A 15078-nucleotide genomic window follows, 5' to 3' on the forward strand; every position below is an offset into this window, starting at 1 on the left:
TTGTTCAATCTCTGAAGCCTTGAGGGGGCCACCGGTTTCGGGACCGCCCTCAGGCTTCGCTACATCAGGGCGAGCGATTAGCGTCGCTTGGCCATTTCGTTGATGAAGCGATCAAACAGTGGCGCTACGTCGTTCGGGCCAGGGCTGGCTTCAGGGTGACCCTGGAAGCTGAAGGCGCTCTTGTCGGTACGCTCGATGCCTTGCAGGGTGCCGTCGAACAGCGATTTGTGGATCGCCCGAACGTTGCCTGGCAGGGTCGCTTCGTCTACCGCAAAACCGTGGTTCTGGCTGGTGATCATCACCACGCCGCTGTCCAGATCCTGGACCGGGTGGTTGGCACCGTGGTGACCATGACCCATTTTCAGGGTCTTGGCACCGGAGGCCAGAGCCAGCAGTTGGTGACCGAGGCAGATGCCGAACACCGGAATCTCGGTTTCCAGTACGTCCTTGATTGCCTGGATCGCGTAGTCGCATGGCTCAGGGTCGCCCGGGCCGTTGGACAGGAACACGCCGTCCGGCTTCAGTGCCAGCGCTTCGGCTGCCGGAGTCTGTGCAGGCACCACGGTCACGCGGCAACCGCGCTCGACCAGCATGCGCAGGATGTTCAGCTTGACGCCGTAGTCGTAAGCCACCACGTGGTATGGCAGCTCGGAGGCTTCCCGAGTCGCGTGGCTGTCGGTTTTCAGATCCCAGACAGTCGAGCGCCACTCGTACTTCTCTTTGGTGCTGACGACTTTTGCCAGGTCCATGCCTTTGAGGCCAGGGAAACCCTGAGCGGCGGCGATGGCGGCTTCTTCGGAAATGTTGTCACCGGCCATGATGCAGCCGTTCTGTGCGCCTTTCTCACGCAGGATGCGTGTCAGGCGGCGGGTGTCGATACCGGCGATTGCCACCACATTGTTGGCTTTCAGGTAGTCGGACAGTGACATCGTGTTGCGCCAGTTGCTCGCAACCAGTGGCAGGTCACGAATGACCAGGCCAGCGGACCAGACGCGGTCGGACTCGGCGTCTTCCGGCGTGGTGCCGGTATTACCGATGTGCGGGTAAGTCAGGGTAACGATCTGTTGGGCGTAGGAAGGATCGGTAAGGATTTCCTGATAGCCGGTCATTGCGGTGTTGAACACCACCTCACCAACGGTTTGACCGTCGGCTCCAATGGCTTCGCCGCGAAAAATGCTGCCATCAGCAAGGGCGAGTATGGCTGGCTTAGTCAAGAAGACCTCCCGTAAATAAAGCCTGAAAGGGCGATCGCAGGTTGTAAAAAAGCGGAGTGACGTATGGACACGTCACCCCGCTTGTTCACTGAATTATTCTGCGCGCTTTTAGTGGACACACTAAAGCTGTAGCTTACAGAAAAAGGCATTTTTGGTCTACCGCCAATGAGCCCTAAAGGCCAGAGAATGCGACAGGACGTCGCTTGGCGGATTAAAACCGGGGTCAAACGCTAGGTTTGAACCCGATTTTGGGCACATCTTAACGCAGGTCAAGCACGTCTTGCATATCGTAAAGGCCTGGCTCACGACCGTCCAGCCACAAAGCTGCACGTACCGCACCCTTGGCGAAGGTCATACGACTGGATGCTTTATGCGTGATTTCCAGTCGCTCGCCTTCACAGGCGAACAGCACCGTATGATCACCGACCACATCACCACCGCGAACAGTGGCAAAGCCGATCGTTTCACGTTCGCGCACACCGGTGTGACCTTCACGACCATAGACCGCAACCTTCTGCAGATCTCGATCCAGCGCGCTGGCGATCACTTCGCCCATGCGCAGAGCCGTGCCTGAAGGTGCATCGATCTTGTGCCGATGATGGGCTTCGATGATTTCGATATCAGCCTCATCACCCAGCACACGAGCCGCCATATCGAGCAGCTTCAGCGACAGGTTTACACCGACACTGAAATTGGCCGCGAACACAATCGCAATTTCCTTGCTCGCCTCGACCAGCAACTGCTTCTGCGCGGCATCCAAGCCGGTCGTGCCGATCACCATGGCCTTGCCCGCCTTACGGCAGAACGCCAGGTTGTTCAGCATGACTTCCGGGAGCGTGAAGTCGATCAACACATCGAACTCATCAGCCACCGCATCCAGCTTGCCGGACAACAGCACACCGATTCGCCCCAGCGATGCCAGCTCACCGGCATCCACGCCAATCAGCGTACTGCCCGGGCGCACAATGGCTGCCGTGAGGCCAGTCAGCGGCGCGCGTTGCTGCACCGCCTCGACCAGGATTTTTCCCATGCGCCCGGCAGCGCCCATCACAGCAATACGTCGCATGCCTGTCTCCTTACAAATCGCCGAAGAAGCGCTTCACGCCTTCGAACCAGCCGGTGGTTTTCGGCGAGTGACTATTGTCGTCCGCCAGGGAGCTGCGGAACTCCTCCAGCAATTCGCGCTGACGACGACCCAGATTGACCGGGGTTTCGACCGCCACGCGGCACATCAGGTCACCAGCACCGCCGCCGCGAACCGGCGCGACGCCTTTGCCGCGAACACGGAACTGCTTACCGGTCTGAGTCCCTTCAGGGATCTTCAGCTTGACCCGACCATCGAGGGTCGGAATTTCCAGCTCGCCACCCAGCGCTGCGTCGACGAAGCTGATTGGCACTTCGCAGAACAGGTGCTTGCCATCACGCTGGAAGATCGCGTGCTCACGCACATTGATCACCACATACAGGTCACCGGTCGGGCCGCCCTGCGCACCCGCCTCGCCTTCGCCAGACAGACGAATACGGTCGCCAGTATCGACACCGGCCGGCACTTTCACCGACAGGGTCTTGTACTCTTCGACACGACCTTCGCCGTGGCAGGAATCGCACGGATCAGAAATGATCTTGCCCTGACCATGGCAGCGCGGGCAGGTCTGTTGCACCGAGAAGAAGCCCTGCTGCATGCGCACCTGACCGATACCGCCACACGTCGGGCAAGTGATCGGCGAGGAGCCTTTCTTGGCACCCGAGCCATCGCACGGCTTGCAGTTGACCAGCGTCGGAACGCGGATATTCACGGTCGTGCCGCGCACCGCCTCTTCCAGGTTCAGCTCCAGGGTGTAACGCAGGTCGCTGCCGCGCTGAGCGCCGCCACGAGCACCGCCGCGACCGCCACCGAAGAAGTCACTGAAGACATCGCCAAAGATGTCGGAGAAGTTCTGACCGCCAAAACCGGCACCGCCGCCACCCATGCTCGGGTCGACACCGGCATGACCGTATTGGTCATAGGCCGCGCGCTTGCTGGAATCGGACAGCACTTCGTAGGCCTCGTTGGCCTCCTTGAACATATCTTCCGACGCTTTGTCATCGGGATTACGGTCCGGGTGGTGCTTCATCGCCAGGCGACGGTAGGCCTTTTTCAGGTCTGCTTCGCTTGAACCACGTTCAACACCCAATACTTCGTAATAGTCACGCTTTGCCATAAGTCTTTGCACTCTTAAGGACGTTCGGCAAACCTCTCCTGAGCCTCGCCAAACTCGTTGAGCCCCAATACAGGCCCGGACCCAACTCACGTCAATTCAACGATCCTGGTCTTTGATTCGATGCGGTACTTTCGACTCGAAAAGCAGGAGCATTTCCGGTCATACCGCCAACATCCGAGCGTTGTCGCATGCTGTAAAAATTCGCTTACTCCAGACACGCCAACGCGGGAGCAAGCTCCCGCGCGGCGACATCCTACCAGTCACCGCCTGAAGGCAGTCAACCGGGCGACCAACAACTTACTTGTGGTCTTTGACTTCTTCGAACTCGGCATCGACAACGTCGTCAGCCTTTTCAGCCGATTCGTCTTTCGGCGCCGCGCCTTCAGCTGGCTGAGCCTGATCAGCGTACATTTTCTGAGCCACTGGCGCGGAGACCTTGGACAGTTCTTCAACCTTGGCTTCGATAGCGGCCTTGTCGTCGCCTTTGATGGCGGTTTCCAGGGCAACTACAGCTGCTTCGATTGCAGTCTTCTCTTCAGCGCTCACTTTATCGCCAGCATCAGCGACCATTTTGCGTGTCGAGTGAACCAGGGCATCGCCCTGGTTACGGGCGCTGGCCAGCTCTTCGAACTTGCGGTCTTCTTCAGCGTTCACTTCAGCATCGCGAACCATCTGCTGAATTTCTTCCTCGGACAGACCGGAGTTGGCCTTGATCACGATCGACTGAGTCTTGCCGGTAGCCTTGTCTTTCGCGCCGACGTGCAGGATGCCGTTGGCGTCAATGTCGAAGGTCACTTCGATTTGTGGCACGCCACGTGGTGCTGGTGGAATCTCGGCCAGGTCGAACTTGCCCAGGGACTTGTTCTGTGCGGCTTGCTTACGCTCACCTTGCAGTACGTGAATAGTCACTGCGCCCTGATTGTCGTCGGCAGTCGAGAACACTTGCGATTTCTTGGTAGGAATCGTGGTGTTTTTCTCGATCAGCGCGGTCATCACGCCGCCCATGGTTTCGATACCCAGGGTCAGCGGGCTGACGTCGAGCAGCAGAACGTCTTTCACGTCACCGGCCAATACTGCGCCCTGGATAGCAGCACCCATGGCAACAGCTTCGTCAGGGTTAACGTCTTTACGTGCTTCTTTACCGAAGAAATCGGTGACCAGCTTCTGAACCAGTGGCATACGGGTCTGACCGCCGACCAGGATCACGTCGTTGATCGCGCCAATTTCGATACCGGCGTCTTTCATCGCAATGCGGCAAGGTTCGATGGTGCGCTGAACCAGGTCTTCAACCAGCGCTTCGAGCTTGGCGCGGGAAATTTTCACGTTCAAGTGCTTAGGACCGGTAGCGTCTGCAGTGATGTACGGCAGGTTCACGTCGGTCGACTGGCTCGAGGACAGTTCGATCTTGGCTTTCTCAGCGGCTTCTTTCAGGCGCTGCATGGCCAGCGGGTCACCCTTGAGGTTCATGCCGCTTTCTTTCTTGAACTCGTCGACGAGGTAGTCGATCAGACGAATGTCAAAGTCTTCACCGCCCAGGAACGTGTCACCGTTGGTGGCCAACACTTCGAACTGGTGCTCGCCATCGACTTCGGCGATTTCGATCACGGAAACGTCGAAAGTACCGCCGCCCAAGTCGTAAACGATCACGGTGTGATCGCCCTTCGCCTTGTCCATACCGTAGGCCAGTGCGGCTGCGGTTGGTTCGTTGATGATACGTTTAACGTCCAGACCCGCGATGCGGCCGGCGTCTTTGGTGGCTTGACGCTGGCTGTCGTTGAAGTAGGCCGGAACGGTGATCACCGCTTCGGTCACAGGCTCGCCAAGGTAGTCTTCGGCGGTCTTCTTCATTTTCTTCAGAATTTCAGCCGAAATTTGTGGCGGTGCCATTTTCTGGCCGTTCACTTCAACCCAGGCGTCGTTGTTGTCAGCTTTGACGATCTTGTAAGGGACCATCTGGATGTCTTTCTGTACGACTTCTTCGTCGAAACGACGACCGATCAGACGCTTCACCGCGTACAGGGTGTTATGCGGATTGGTCACTGCCTGACGCTTGGCCGATTGGCCAACCAGGATTTCGCCATCATTGGCGTAAGCGATGATCGATGGCGTGGTACGCGCGCCTTCAGCGTTTTCAATAACTTTGGCTTTGCCGTTTTCCAGCACGGAGACGCAGGAGTTGGTAGTCCCCAGGTCGATACCGATGATTTTGCCCATGTTCACTCTCCCGAAACTTTGGATTTGGATGCCGCAGTAGTGGTGGCTGACTGCGGTAGCACTTAAACGCTTGACTTCTAAATGGGGGCCTTGCGGCTAATTTCAAGCCTGCTCGTCAATCGAAGGCGAAACCGGTGCAGGTGCCTTGCTGACCACGACCATGGCCGGGCGCAGCAGGCGACCGTGAAGCTGATAGCCCTTCTGAAACACCTTGAGCACGCTGTTTGGCTCGACGTCGGCGCTTTCCTGCATGGCCATTGCCTGGTGATGCGAGGCATTGAAGGGTTCGCCTTCAGGATCGATCGCTTCCAGGTGATAGCGTTTCAGGGTGTCCTGGAACATTTTCAGGGTCAGCTCGATCCCTTCGCGCATCGGACGAATGTTTTCGTCGTCAGGGTTGGATAGCTCCAGACCGCGCTCCAGGCTGTCGATGATCGGCAGCAGGTCGCCAGCGAACTTTTCCAGGGCGAATTTGTGAGCCTTTTCAACGTCCTGCTCAGCACGGCGGCGGACGTTCTGCAGATCGGCGGCTACACGCAAAGCCTGATCCTGCGCACCAGCCAATTGCTCTTCGAGCACTTGTACACGAGCCGCCAGGTCTTCACCCGAAGCCTCGGGGCCCTGGTTGGCGTCTAGATTTTGCGTATCCACTGTCTGTTCGTCAGCCATAGATTTCTCCTTCCAATATCGTCCGCGAGCTCAACTCGCGCTTCTGCCCCGGTATATGGGGCCGCAAAATTCAGCTTCAAGGGCTATTTGATGATCAACCCTACAAAAAACAGCTGCATTGTCATTCCCGGGAGCGCTAAGGATTTCTCCGGATCAAGCAAATCGACCTAAGAGGGGGCATTGTCAGCCTCAAACAAAACACTGTATAAATAACCAGACCTAAAGCCTGGGAGCGGCCTTTATGCTGGTGCACCTGTCCGTACACAACTACGCCATCGTTGAACATCTCGATCTCGAACTCGATCGCGGGATGAGCGTGATCACAGGGGAAACCGGCGCCGGCAAGTCGATCATGCTCGACGCCCTCGGCCTGACCCTGGGCGATCGCGCCGACAGCGGCGTGGTCCGCCCGGGGGCCGACAAGGCCGATATCCTGGCCACCTTCGACCTGATCGACATCCCGGAAGCCAGCGCCTGGCTGGCCGAGCGCGACCTCGAGAGCGACGGCCCGTGCATTCTGCGTCGAGTGATTACCGCTGAAGGGCGCTCGCGCGGCTATATCAATGGCACTCCCTGCCCTCTCGGCGACCTGAAGGCCCTGGGCGAGTTGCTGATCGATATCCATAGCCAGCACGAACACCAATCCCTGCTCAAAACCGATACTCACCGCCGCCTGCTCGACGAATACGCCGGCGCCACGGACCTGGCCCGCCAAGTACAACTGGCCGCCCAACGCTGGCGCCAGACCCGCCAGGAACTGGAACGCCTCTCCAACTCCGGCGACGAACAGCGTGCTCGTCATCAGTTGCTCAGCTACCAACTCGAAGAACTGGAAAACCTCGGCCTCGGCGAAAACGAGCTGGAGCAGCTGGAACAGGAGCACAAGAACCTGACCAACGCCGAAACCTTGCTGGGGATTTGCCGGCAAGTGGTCGAACAATGTAGCGAAAGCGATTCCGGCAATGTATTGAACGCGCTCACCGCCAGCCTTAACCGCCTATCGAGCGTGAACAATTCGATCGGCGCCCTGGGCGAAGCCAGCAGCCTGCTGACCAGCGCGCAGATTCAGGTTGAAGAAGCCGTGGGCGAGCTGAACCGCTTTCTCGACAATTTCGACGCTGACCCGGCCCGCCTTCAATACCTGGAAGAGCGCCTCGATGCCATCTACACCCTGGCGCGCAAACACCGCATCCAGCCGACCGAGGTCGCCGAGATGCAGCAGAAACTACTCGATGAAATCGAAACCCTGAATGCCAACGACGAATCTATCGAACGACTGAGCAATGAGCTGGCCTCCTACGCCCGCCATTATCAGGAAAAGGCTCGTGAGTTGAGCGACCTGCGCCATCAAGCTTCGGGCAGCCTGGCCAGTGCCGTGGAGCAGGAAATCCAACGCCTGGGCATGCCCGGCGGTCGCTTCACCATCGAACTGCGCCCCAACAACATCGATGAACTGTTGCCCAATGGGCTCGAACAGGTAGAACTGCTGGTGAGCGCCAACCCGGGGCAACCATTGAAAGCCCTGGCGAAAGTAGCATCGGGTGGCGAGCTGTCGCGTATCAGCCTGGCGATTCAGGTGATCACTGCACAGACCTCGCGCGTACCGACCCTGGTGTTCGACGAAGTGGACGTAGGCATCGGTGGCCCGACCGCCGAGATTGTCGGCCAGTTGCTGCGACGTCTCGGGGAGCGCGGGCAGGTTCTGACCGTGACACACTTGCCGCAAGTGGCGGCGCAGGGGCATCAACATCTATTTGTACACAAGGTGCGCGGTGAAGACGCCACGCATACGGCCGTCTCCAAACTGAGCAAGAACGATCGCGTGGAAGAAGTGGCACGGATGCTGGGCGGCATCGATCTCACCAAGGAATCACTGGCTCACGCGAAAAAGATGGTTGTTACCGCGAAAATTTAAGAACGACAGAAAGCACGAAGGCGACCCTGGGGTCGCCTTCGTTCGTTTCGCGAACCTGAAGTTCGCGCGACATGCTTACTTTTTCTTGCGCACGTACAGTACAAGATTGTGATCAACCATCTCGAAGCCATACTTGTCGACGATTGCTTTCTGCAGCCGCTCGATTTCTTCGTCGAAGAATTCGATCACTTCACTGGTCTCGACGTTGACCATATGGTCGTGATGCTTGCCGTCGTCCAGCTCGAAGACCGCATGGCCTCCGTCGAAGTTGTGCCGCACCACAAGGCCAGCTGCCTCGAACTGGGTCAGAACACGGTAAACCGTGGCCAGACCGACGTCCTCACCAGCCTCCATCAGCGCCTTGTAGACGTCCTCGGCACTCATGTGGCGCTGCTCGGCGGAATCGAGCATTTGCAGAATTTTGACCCGTGGAAGGGTCACTTTGAGGCCGGCTTTGCGTAGTTCGCTATTTTCAACCATGGTCAGCTTTCTCGCGATGCTGCTTCGCAGCTTCTCTTAATGCGGGTATGATCGGCGTTTACGTTGTCCCAGCCAAGATAGTGGAAGTCGCCCACCGATGCAAAACACCAAGCTCTTGCTAACCAGTTTCACCTTTGTGGGACTGCTCGCACTCGCCGGTTGTTCATTCCCCGGGGTTTACAAAATCGACATCCAACAGGGCAATGTCGTCACGCAGGACATGATAGACCAGTTACGTCCGGGAATGACCCGCCGGCAAGTACGGTTTATCATGGGCAACCCTCTGCTGACTGACACGTTCCATGCCGATCGCTGGGATTATCTGTACAGCCTGCAACCGGGTGGCGGCGAACGCCAACAGGAACGCATTAGCGTCATCTTCAACCCAAATGATCAACTTGTCAGCCTCTCTGGCGATTTCATGCCGGGCGTGAGCCGCGACGAAGCCATTCTCGGCAAGGACAGTGGCACTACCGTGACCACGCCTGCAGAAAACGTCGAGAAGCCGAAGCCAGAGAAACCGGTCAAGCCAGGTTCGTTGCTGGACCAGATCCAGAAGGACGTGGACAACGTTGAAACCGTTCCAATCCCGACGCCAGAACCGCTGGAAACCTCGCCGCAATAATTTGCGACGCAATAAAAAACCCGGCATGTCCGGGTTTTTTATCGTCTGGCGTTTAACCGGATCACTGATTCCGGGCTTTGGCCTCGGCCGCTTTGGCAGCGCGTAACCGGCGAACTTCTTTCGGATCGGCCAGCAACGGCCGGTAAATCTCGAGGCGATCCCCTGCCTGAACCGGACGATTGGCCGGCTCAGCGATCACTTTGCCAAAGATCCCAACCGGACAACTGGCTAGGTCCAGCTCAGGGAATTCGCTGTTCAGGCCGGATTTGAACAACGCATCTCGCACTGTTGCGCCCACCGGCACCGTTACGGTCAGCAATACCTGACGATCAACAGCGGCATACACCACTTCGACCTTGATCACTGCCTCAACCATGCATCTGTTTCGCACGCTGACAAAACGCGTCCATCAGCGTATTCGCCGCCTGATTGAACAATGGTCCCAACGTCGCACGCACCAGAGGCCCCGAATAGTCGAACGACAAGTCCAGACTGATCTTGCAGGCCTTTTCGCCCAACGGCTTGAACACCCAGACGCCGTGCAACTGGCTGAATGGACCTTCCTCGAGGTTCATCTCGATCGAACGCCCGGGCACCAGGGTGTTGCGTGTCACGAAATGCTGACTCAGGCCACCCTTGGCCACGCCGACGCTGGCGCGCATAAGCTCAGGAGTGCTTTCCAGGACTTCCGCCGACGAGCACCACGGCAGGAATTCCGGATAGCGGGCCACGTCGTTGACCAAGTCATAAAGCGCTTGTGCCGGGTAAGGCAGCAGGGCTGAACGTTGAATGTGTGTCGTCATGTCAGCGTTACTTCCACAGCTGGGCGGCAAACACTACAAGAATGCCGATGGGCGCCACATAGCGCATCAAGAACAGGGACAGGGCGAACAGCACCGGACGGCGGATCGACAACTCGTCGCGCACCGCTTCACGCCCCATCACCCAGCCCGCAAACACCACGAAACACAAACCACCGAGTGGCAACATGATCCGCGAGGTGAAGAAATCGATCACACCGAAGAAGTCCAGACCACCGGCAGCTCCCCATTGATAGAGGTGGAACATCCCGCCTTCGTTCACGAAAAACTTGGCTTCCTTCCAGATATTGAAGGAAAACACGGTGCCCAAACCGACGAACCAGCAAATGAATGCCAGCCAGAAGGTAACCCAGGCGCGGCTGATCTTCGTGCGCTCAACCAGGTAAGCCACCATCGGTTCGAGCAGGGAAATCGCCGAACTCCAGGCCGCAATCGCTACCAGCACGAAGAACACTACGCCCATCAACTGGCCGAACGCTACGTTGCCAAAGGCAAATGGCAGGCTGACGAACATCAGACCTGGGCCTTCGCTCGGGTTCAGGCCGGCAGCGAACACAATCGGAAACAATGCCAGACCCGCCACCAGGGAAACGAAGGTATCGAGCAGTGCCACGCCGACCACAGTCCCGGAAATCGACGAACTCTTCGGCATGTAAGCGCCGTAGATCATGATCGAACCGACGCCCACACTCAGGGAAAAGAAAGCGTGCCCCATCGCCGGCAGCAAGCCGTCGAGCACTTTTTCCGGGTGGAAGTCGAACATGAAATGCACGCCGTCCATGAAATGACCCGTGGTCATGCTGTAGCCCAGCAATACAAGGATCATCACGAACAGCAGCGGCATCATGATCCGCAGGCTGCGCTCCAGCCCGGCGACCACGCCTTTGGCGATCACCACGGCGGAGAGAAGCATGAAAATCGTGTGCCAAAGTGTCAGGCGCCATGGGTCAGCGATCACATTGCCGAAGTACGCGCCGACCTGATCAGGTGTCACACCCTGGAAGTCGCCACGCCCCATGTCGATGATGTAATCCAGCGACCAACCGCCCACCACGCTATAGAAAGACAGGATCAGCAATGCCGTGATCATTCCGGCAAACGCGCCCCAGGACCACTTCGCCGAATGTCCCGCTTCCAGGGCCAGGACCTTCAAGGCATTCGCCGGGCTCTGCCGCGCGCGCCGGCCGATCAGGGTTTCGGCCAGCATGACGGGCATACCGATCAGCGCGATACAGGCCAGGAACATCAGGACGAAGGCTCCGCCACCGTAGACGCCGACCATGTAAGGGAATTTCCAGATACTACCCAGCCCCACGGCCGAACCGGTCGCGGCGAGTATGAAGACCCAGCGGCTAGCCCAACTGCCGTGGACAGAAACCTTGTCTGTCGACATCGTTATCACGCCCAAGCGTTCAAAAAAGAGGCCGCATTGTCCGGGATTCAATCAACCTGCTCAAGCACGTAGCGTCACCGTAGCCGACTCGCTTGCAACTCCCTATAATGCCGCCCCTATGGCTAAACAGAAGAAACACCCAACAGGGACCATCGCGCAAAACAAAAAGGCGCGACACGATTACTTCATCGAGCATAAGTTCGAGGCTGGTCTGGTCCTGGCCGGCTGGGAAGTAAAAAGTTTGCGGGCAAGCAAGCTACAACTGGTTGACAGTTACGTGCTGCTCAAGGATGGCGAGGCCTGGCTGCTCGGCAGCCACATTACGCCGCTGATGACTGCCAGCACCCACGTCATCGCTGATCCGACCCGCACCCGGAAATTGCTGCTCAACCGGCGCGAGCTGGAAAAGCTGGCCGCTGCCGTGCAGCAAAAAGGTTACGCCTGCGTGTGCCTCTCCTGGTACTGGAGCAAGCACATGGTCAAGTGCGAGATCGCTCTGGGCAAGGGCAAGAAGGAATACGACAAGCGTGATACCGAACGCGAACGCGACGCCGGTCGTGAGTTGCAGCGTGCGGTGCGGAACAAGGGTAAGGAAGACTAGTTCTTTCGCCTTCAGATCGCTTTCGCGAGCAAGTCGGATCGCCGCTCCGCCGCTCCCACATTATCCGTGGATGCCGACATCTATGTGGCAGACCCGGAACCTGTGGGAGCGGCGGTGCGGCGATCCGACTTGCTCGCGAATGCAATCGTCCAATCACCACAGAACTAACTGACTACATCCCCTTGCGCCGCTCCGCCCGAGCCACGCGCTGCACTTCCTGACGCACCTCTTCCAGCACTTCCTGCACATACAAAATGTGCCGACTGGAAACCTCTCGCGCCTGCTCTGCCCGACCTTCGATAATCGCCAGATACAATTCTCTGTGTTGAGCGATCAACATGTCGCGAGTTTCAGCGCGCTGTTTGTACATGCCGCCGATGTTGGTCACAACGTTGCGCTTGAGCAGGTCGAACAAACCACGAATGGTGTGCAGCAGCACTGCGTTATGACTGGCCTCGGCGATCGCCAAATGAAACTTCGCATCCGCCGCGCCCTCTTCCGCCCGACCCACCTCGTCATGGCGCGAATAGCAGTCCTGCAATTCGTCGAACGCCGCCGTCAGCCGCTCGCGATCCACGTCTGTGGCACGCAATGCCGCGTAGTAAGCACAGGATGCTTCCAGCGTATGACGAAACTCCAGCAAATCGCGCTGGGCCTCGGGGTTGCTTTCCAGCAGATGCAACAGTGGATCGCTGAACGTCGAGCCCAGGGATTCCACCACATAGTTACCGCCGCCCTGACGGCTGACCAGCAATCCTTTGGCGGCCAGTTTCTGGATCGCTTCGCGCAACGAAGGGCGTGACACGCCGAACTGCTCGGCCAACGCACGCTCGGCCGGTAGACGCTCGCCGGCCTTCAATGTGCCCTCGAGAATCATCCCTTCGAGCTGCTCGACAATATCGTCAGACAAACGGCGCTGCCGAATCTGATCAAACCCCATCACTCAATTCTCCACGATCCCGACGGCTCGCCGGGCTCTCTATTCTGGCCTATCGGCGCTGCATCAGCACCTACCAGACGACGTTTGATCGAACAGATCAGATGCGTTCTGCACTGCTCATTCGACAAAAGTTTTAGGGCGGCAAATTGACACACCGCATACAAGGCTTTTACCCTAGCCAACAGCGATTGTAAATTGGTATTACCAATTATCCAAGAACGCTGACCAGTGCCTGACCAACAACAATTAGGGGCCACCCCATATGCAAACCTGGCAACAGCTCTACAGCCCGCTCGGCAGTCTCGGCGTGTCCGCACTCGCGGCCGTCATCCCCATCGTATTTTTCTTCCTGGCTTTGGCCGTGTTCCGCCTCAAAGGCCACGTGGCCGGCAGCATTACCCTTGCGCTGTCGATTGCCGTGGCAATTTTCGCGTTCCAGATGCCGGTCGATATGGCCTTCGCGGCCGCCGGATATGGCTTCGCCTATGGCTTGTGGCCGATTGCGTGGATCATCGTGGCAGCGGTATTCCTATACAAACTGACGGTCAAGAGTGGCCAGTTCGAAGTGATCCGCAGCTCGGTGCTATCGATCACCGACGACCAGCGCCTGCAAGTACTGCTGATCGGTTTCTGCTTCGGCGCCTTCCTGGAAGGTGCCGCCGGTTTCGGCGCACCGGTAGCGATTACCGCCGCGCTGCTGGTAGGACTGGGCTTCAACCCGTTGTACGCCGCTGGCCTGTGCTTGATCGCTAACACCGCGCCGGTAGCCTTTGGCGCATTGGGAATTCCGATCATCGTCGCCGGGCAAGTCACCGGCATCGACGCGTTCAAGATCGGCGCCATGACCGGTCGCCAACTGCCATTGCTGTCACTGTTCGTGCCGTTCTGGCTGGTGTTCATGATGGACGGCCTGCGCGGCGTTCGGGAAACCTGGCCGGCGGCACTGGTGGCCGGTTTGAGCTTCGCTGTCACCCAGTACTTCACCTCGAACTTCATTGGCCCGGAACTGCCGGACATCACCTCGGCGCTGGCCAGCCTGATTTCTCTGACGCTATTCCTGAAAATCTGGCAGCCAAAACGCGCCGCTGGCGCCCACATCGTCGGCGCGGTCTCGGCTTCCGTGGTGGCCAGCACCGGCGGTTTCGGTCAACCGCGCACCACCGTGGCTTCGCCTTACAGCCTGGGGGAAATTTTCAAAGCCTGGTCGCCGTTCCTGATTCTCACCGTACTGGTCACGATCTGGACGCTGAAACCCTTCAAGGCCATGTTCGCTGCAGGTGGTTCGATGTATAGCTGGGTGTTCAACTTCGCCATCTCGCATCTGGATCAAATGGTGATCAAGATCGCACCGATCGTGACGGCCCCGACGGCGATGCCGGCGGTGTTCAAACTCGATCCGATTTCCGCGACTGGCACGGCGATTTTCTTCTCTGCGCTGATCTCGATGCTGGTACTGAAGATCAATCTCAAAACTGGTCTTACCATTTTTAAAGAAACCGTCTACGAACTGCGCTGGCCGATTTTGTCCATCGGCATGGTGCTGGCCTTTGCCTTCGTCACCAATTACTCGGGCATGTCGTCGACCATGGCTCTGGTACTGGCAGGCACAGGTGCGGCATTCCCGTTCTTCTCGCCATTCCTCGGCTGGCTCGGTGTGTTCTTGACCGGTTCCGATACTTCATCCAACGCACTGTTCAGTTCGCTGCAAGCGACCACTGCGCACCAGATCGGCGTCAACGACACCTTGCTGGTGGCGGCGAACACCAGCGGCGGTGTGACCGGCAAGATGATTTCGCCGCAATCGATCGCTGTGGCCTGCGCCGCGACCGGGCTGGTGGGCAAAGAATCGGATCTGTTCCGCTTCACCCTCAAGCACAGCCTATTCTTCGCAACGATCGTCGGCCTGATCACTTTGGCTCAGGCCTACTGGTTCACCGGCATGCTGGTGCACTAAGAACTACACGCGACACGGAAAAAACCGACGCCGGGTTACGCCCCCGGCGTC

Annotated in this window: 14 protein-coding genes; 4 read left to right on the forward strand and 10 right to left on the reverse strand. The window is 58.1% G+C overall.

The window, feature by feature from the left end; all coding sequences use genetic code 11:
- Window positions 1–77: 77 nt before the first annotated feature.
- From carA to grpE, 5 genes are all read right to left on the reverse strand, one after another.
- A complete protein-coding gene (gene carA / locus IC37_RS08125) occupies window positions 78–1214 on the reverse strand; it encodes a glutamine-hydrolyzing carbamoyl-phosphate synthase small subunit (RefSeq protein WP_030128086.1) in 1137 nt (378 codons plus the stop codon).
- A gap of 259 nt (window positions 1215–1473) precedes the next feature.
- Entirely contained in the window at window positions 1474–2280 is an 807-nt protein-coding gene (dapB, locus tag IC37_RS08130; protein WP_030128087.1) for a 4-hydroxy-tetrahydrodipicolinate reductase, read from the reverse strand.
- A gap of 10 nt (window positions 2281–2290) precedes the next feature.
- Window positions 2291–3415, reverse strand: coding sequence for a molecular chaperone DnaJ (gene dnaJ / locus IC37_RS08135; RefSeq protein ID WP_030128088.1), 1125 nt, complete (start codon window positions 3413–3415; stop codon window positions 2291–2293).
- 297 nt (window positions 3416–3712) lie between these two features.
- The gene (dnaK, locus tag IC37_RS08140) at window positions 3713–5629 is read right to left on the reverse strand and encodes a molecular chaperone DnaK (RefSeq protein ID WP_030128089.1); all 1917 of its coding nucleotides are present in this window, start codon (window positions 5627–5629) and stop codon (window positions 3713–3715) included.
- A gap of 102 nt (window positions 5630–5731) precedes the next feature.
- The gene (gene grpE, locus IC37_RS08145; RefSeq protein ID WP_007900531.1) at window positions 5732–6298 is read right to left on the reverse strand and encodes a nucleotide exchange factor GrpE; all 567 of its coding nucleotides are present in this window, start codon (window positions 6296–6298) and stop codon (window positions 5732–5734) included.
- Window positions 6299–6539: 241 nt separating this feature from the next.
- Between grpE and recN the strand changes: the two genes are divergently transcribed.
- Window positions 6540–8213 (forward strand): DNA repair protein RecN, encoded by a 1674-nt coding sequence (recN, locus tag IC37_RS08150; protein ID WP_030128090.1) that lies wholly within the window; start codon window positions 6540–6542, stop codon window positions 8211–8213.
- A 75-nt stretch (window positions 8214–8288) separates the two neighbouring features.
- On the opposite strand, the gene fur is transcribed toward recN, so the two are convergent.
- A complete protein-coding gene (gene fur, locus IC37_RS08155) occupies window positions 8289–8693 on the reverse strand; it encodes a ferric iron uptake transcriptional regulator (RefSeq protein ID WP_003197684.1) in 405 nt (134 codons plus the stop codon).
- A 97-nt stretch (window positions 8694–8790) separates the two neighbouring features.
- On the opposite strand from fur, the gene IC37_RS08160 reads away from it, so the two are divergent.
- Window positions 8791–9318 carry an outer membrane protein assembly factor BamE gene (locus IC37_RS08160; RefSeq protein ID WP_030128091.1) on the forward strand — a complete coding sequence of 176 codons (528 nt, stop codon included), beginning with the start codon at window positions 8791–8793 and terminating at the stop codon, window positions 9316–9318.
- Window positions 9319–9379: 61 nt separating this feature from the next.
- Here IC37_RS08160 and IC37_RS08165 read toward each other — a convergent pair whose 3' ends face one another.
- The 3 genes from IC37_RS08165 to IC37_RS08175 are packed head-to-tail and all read right to left on the reverse strand — an operon-like array spanning window position 9380 to window position 11532.
- Window positions 9380–9694 (reverse strand): RnfH family protein, encoded by a 315-nt coding sequence (locus tag IC37_RS08165; protein ID WP_030128092.1) that lies wholly within the window; start codon window positions 9692–9694, stop codon window positions 9380–9382.
- Window positions 9687–10121 carry a type II toxin-antitoxin system RatA family toxin gene (locus IC37_RS08170; RefSeq protein WP_030128093.1) on the reverse strand — a complete coding sequence of 145 codons (435 nt, stop codon included), beginning with the start codon at window positions 10119–10121 and terminating at the stop codon, window positions 9687–9689. Before IC37_RS08170 ends, IC37_RS08165 begins: the two co-directional genes overlap by 8 nt.
- 7 nt (window positions 10122–10128) lie before the next feature.
- A complete protein-coding gene (locus tag IC37_RS08175) occupies window positions 10129–11532 on the reverse strand; it encodes a sodium-dependent transporter (protein WP_030128094.1) in 1404 nt (467 codons plus the stop codon).
- Between the two features lie 118 nt (window positions 11533–11650).
- Here IC37_RS08175 and smpB point away from each other — a divergent pair, with 118 nt between their 5' ends.
- Window positions 11651–12133: an SsrA-binding protein SmpB gene (gene smpB / locus IC37_RS08180; protein WP_007900551.1), complete on the forward strand. Its 483-nt coding sequence runs from the start codon at window positions 11651–11653 to the stop codon at window positions 12131–12133.
- Window positions 12134–12305: 172 nt separating this feature from the next.
- Here smpB and IC37_RS08185 read toward each other — a convergent pair whose 3' ends face one another.
- On the reverse strand, window positions 12306–13073 hold the full coding sequence (locus tag IC37_RS08185; protein ID WP_030128095.1) for a GntR family transcriptional regulator: 768 nt from the start codon (window positions 13071–13073) through the stop codon (window positions 12306–12308).
- A 262-nt stretch (window positions 13074–13335) separates the two neighbouring features.
- On the opposite strand from IC37_RS08185, the gene IC37_RS08190 reads away from it, so the two are divergent.
- Complete coding sequence (locus tag IC37_RS08190) at window positions 13336–15027, forward strand: lactate permease LctP family transporter (protein ID WP_030128096.1); 1692 nt, start codon at window positions 13336–13338, stop codon at window positions 15025–15027.
- The last annotated feature ends 51 nt before the right edge of the window (window positions 15028–15078 follow it).

Origin of the sequence: Pseudomonas sp. QTF5, from assembly GCF_000512695.2 — a bacterium.
Lineage (GTDB): Bacteria > Pseudomonadota > Gammaproteobacteria > Pseudomonadales > Pseudomonadaceae > Aquipseudomonas.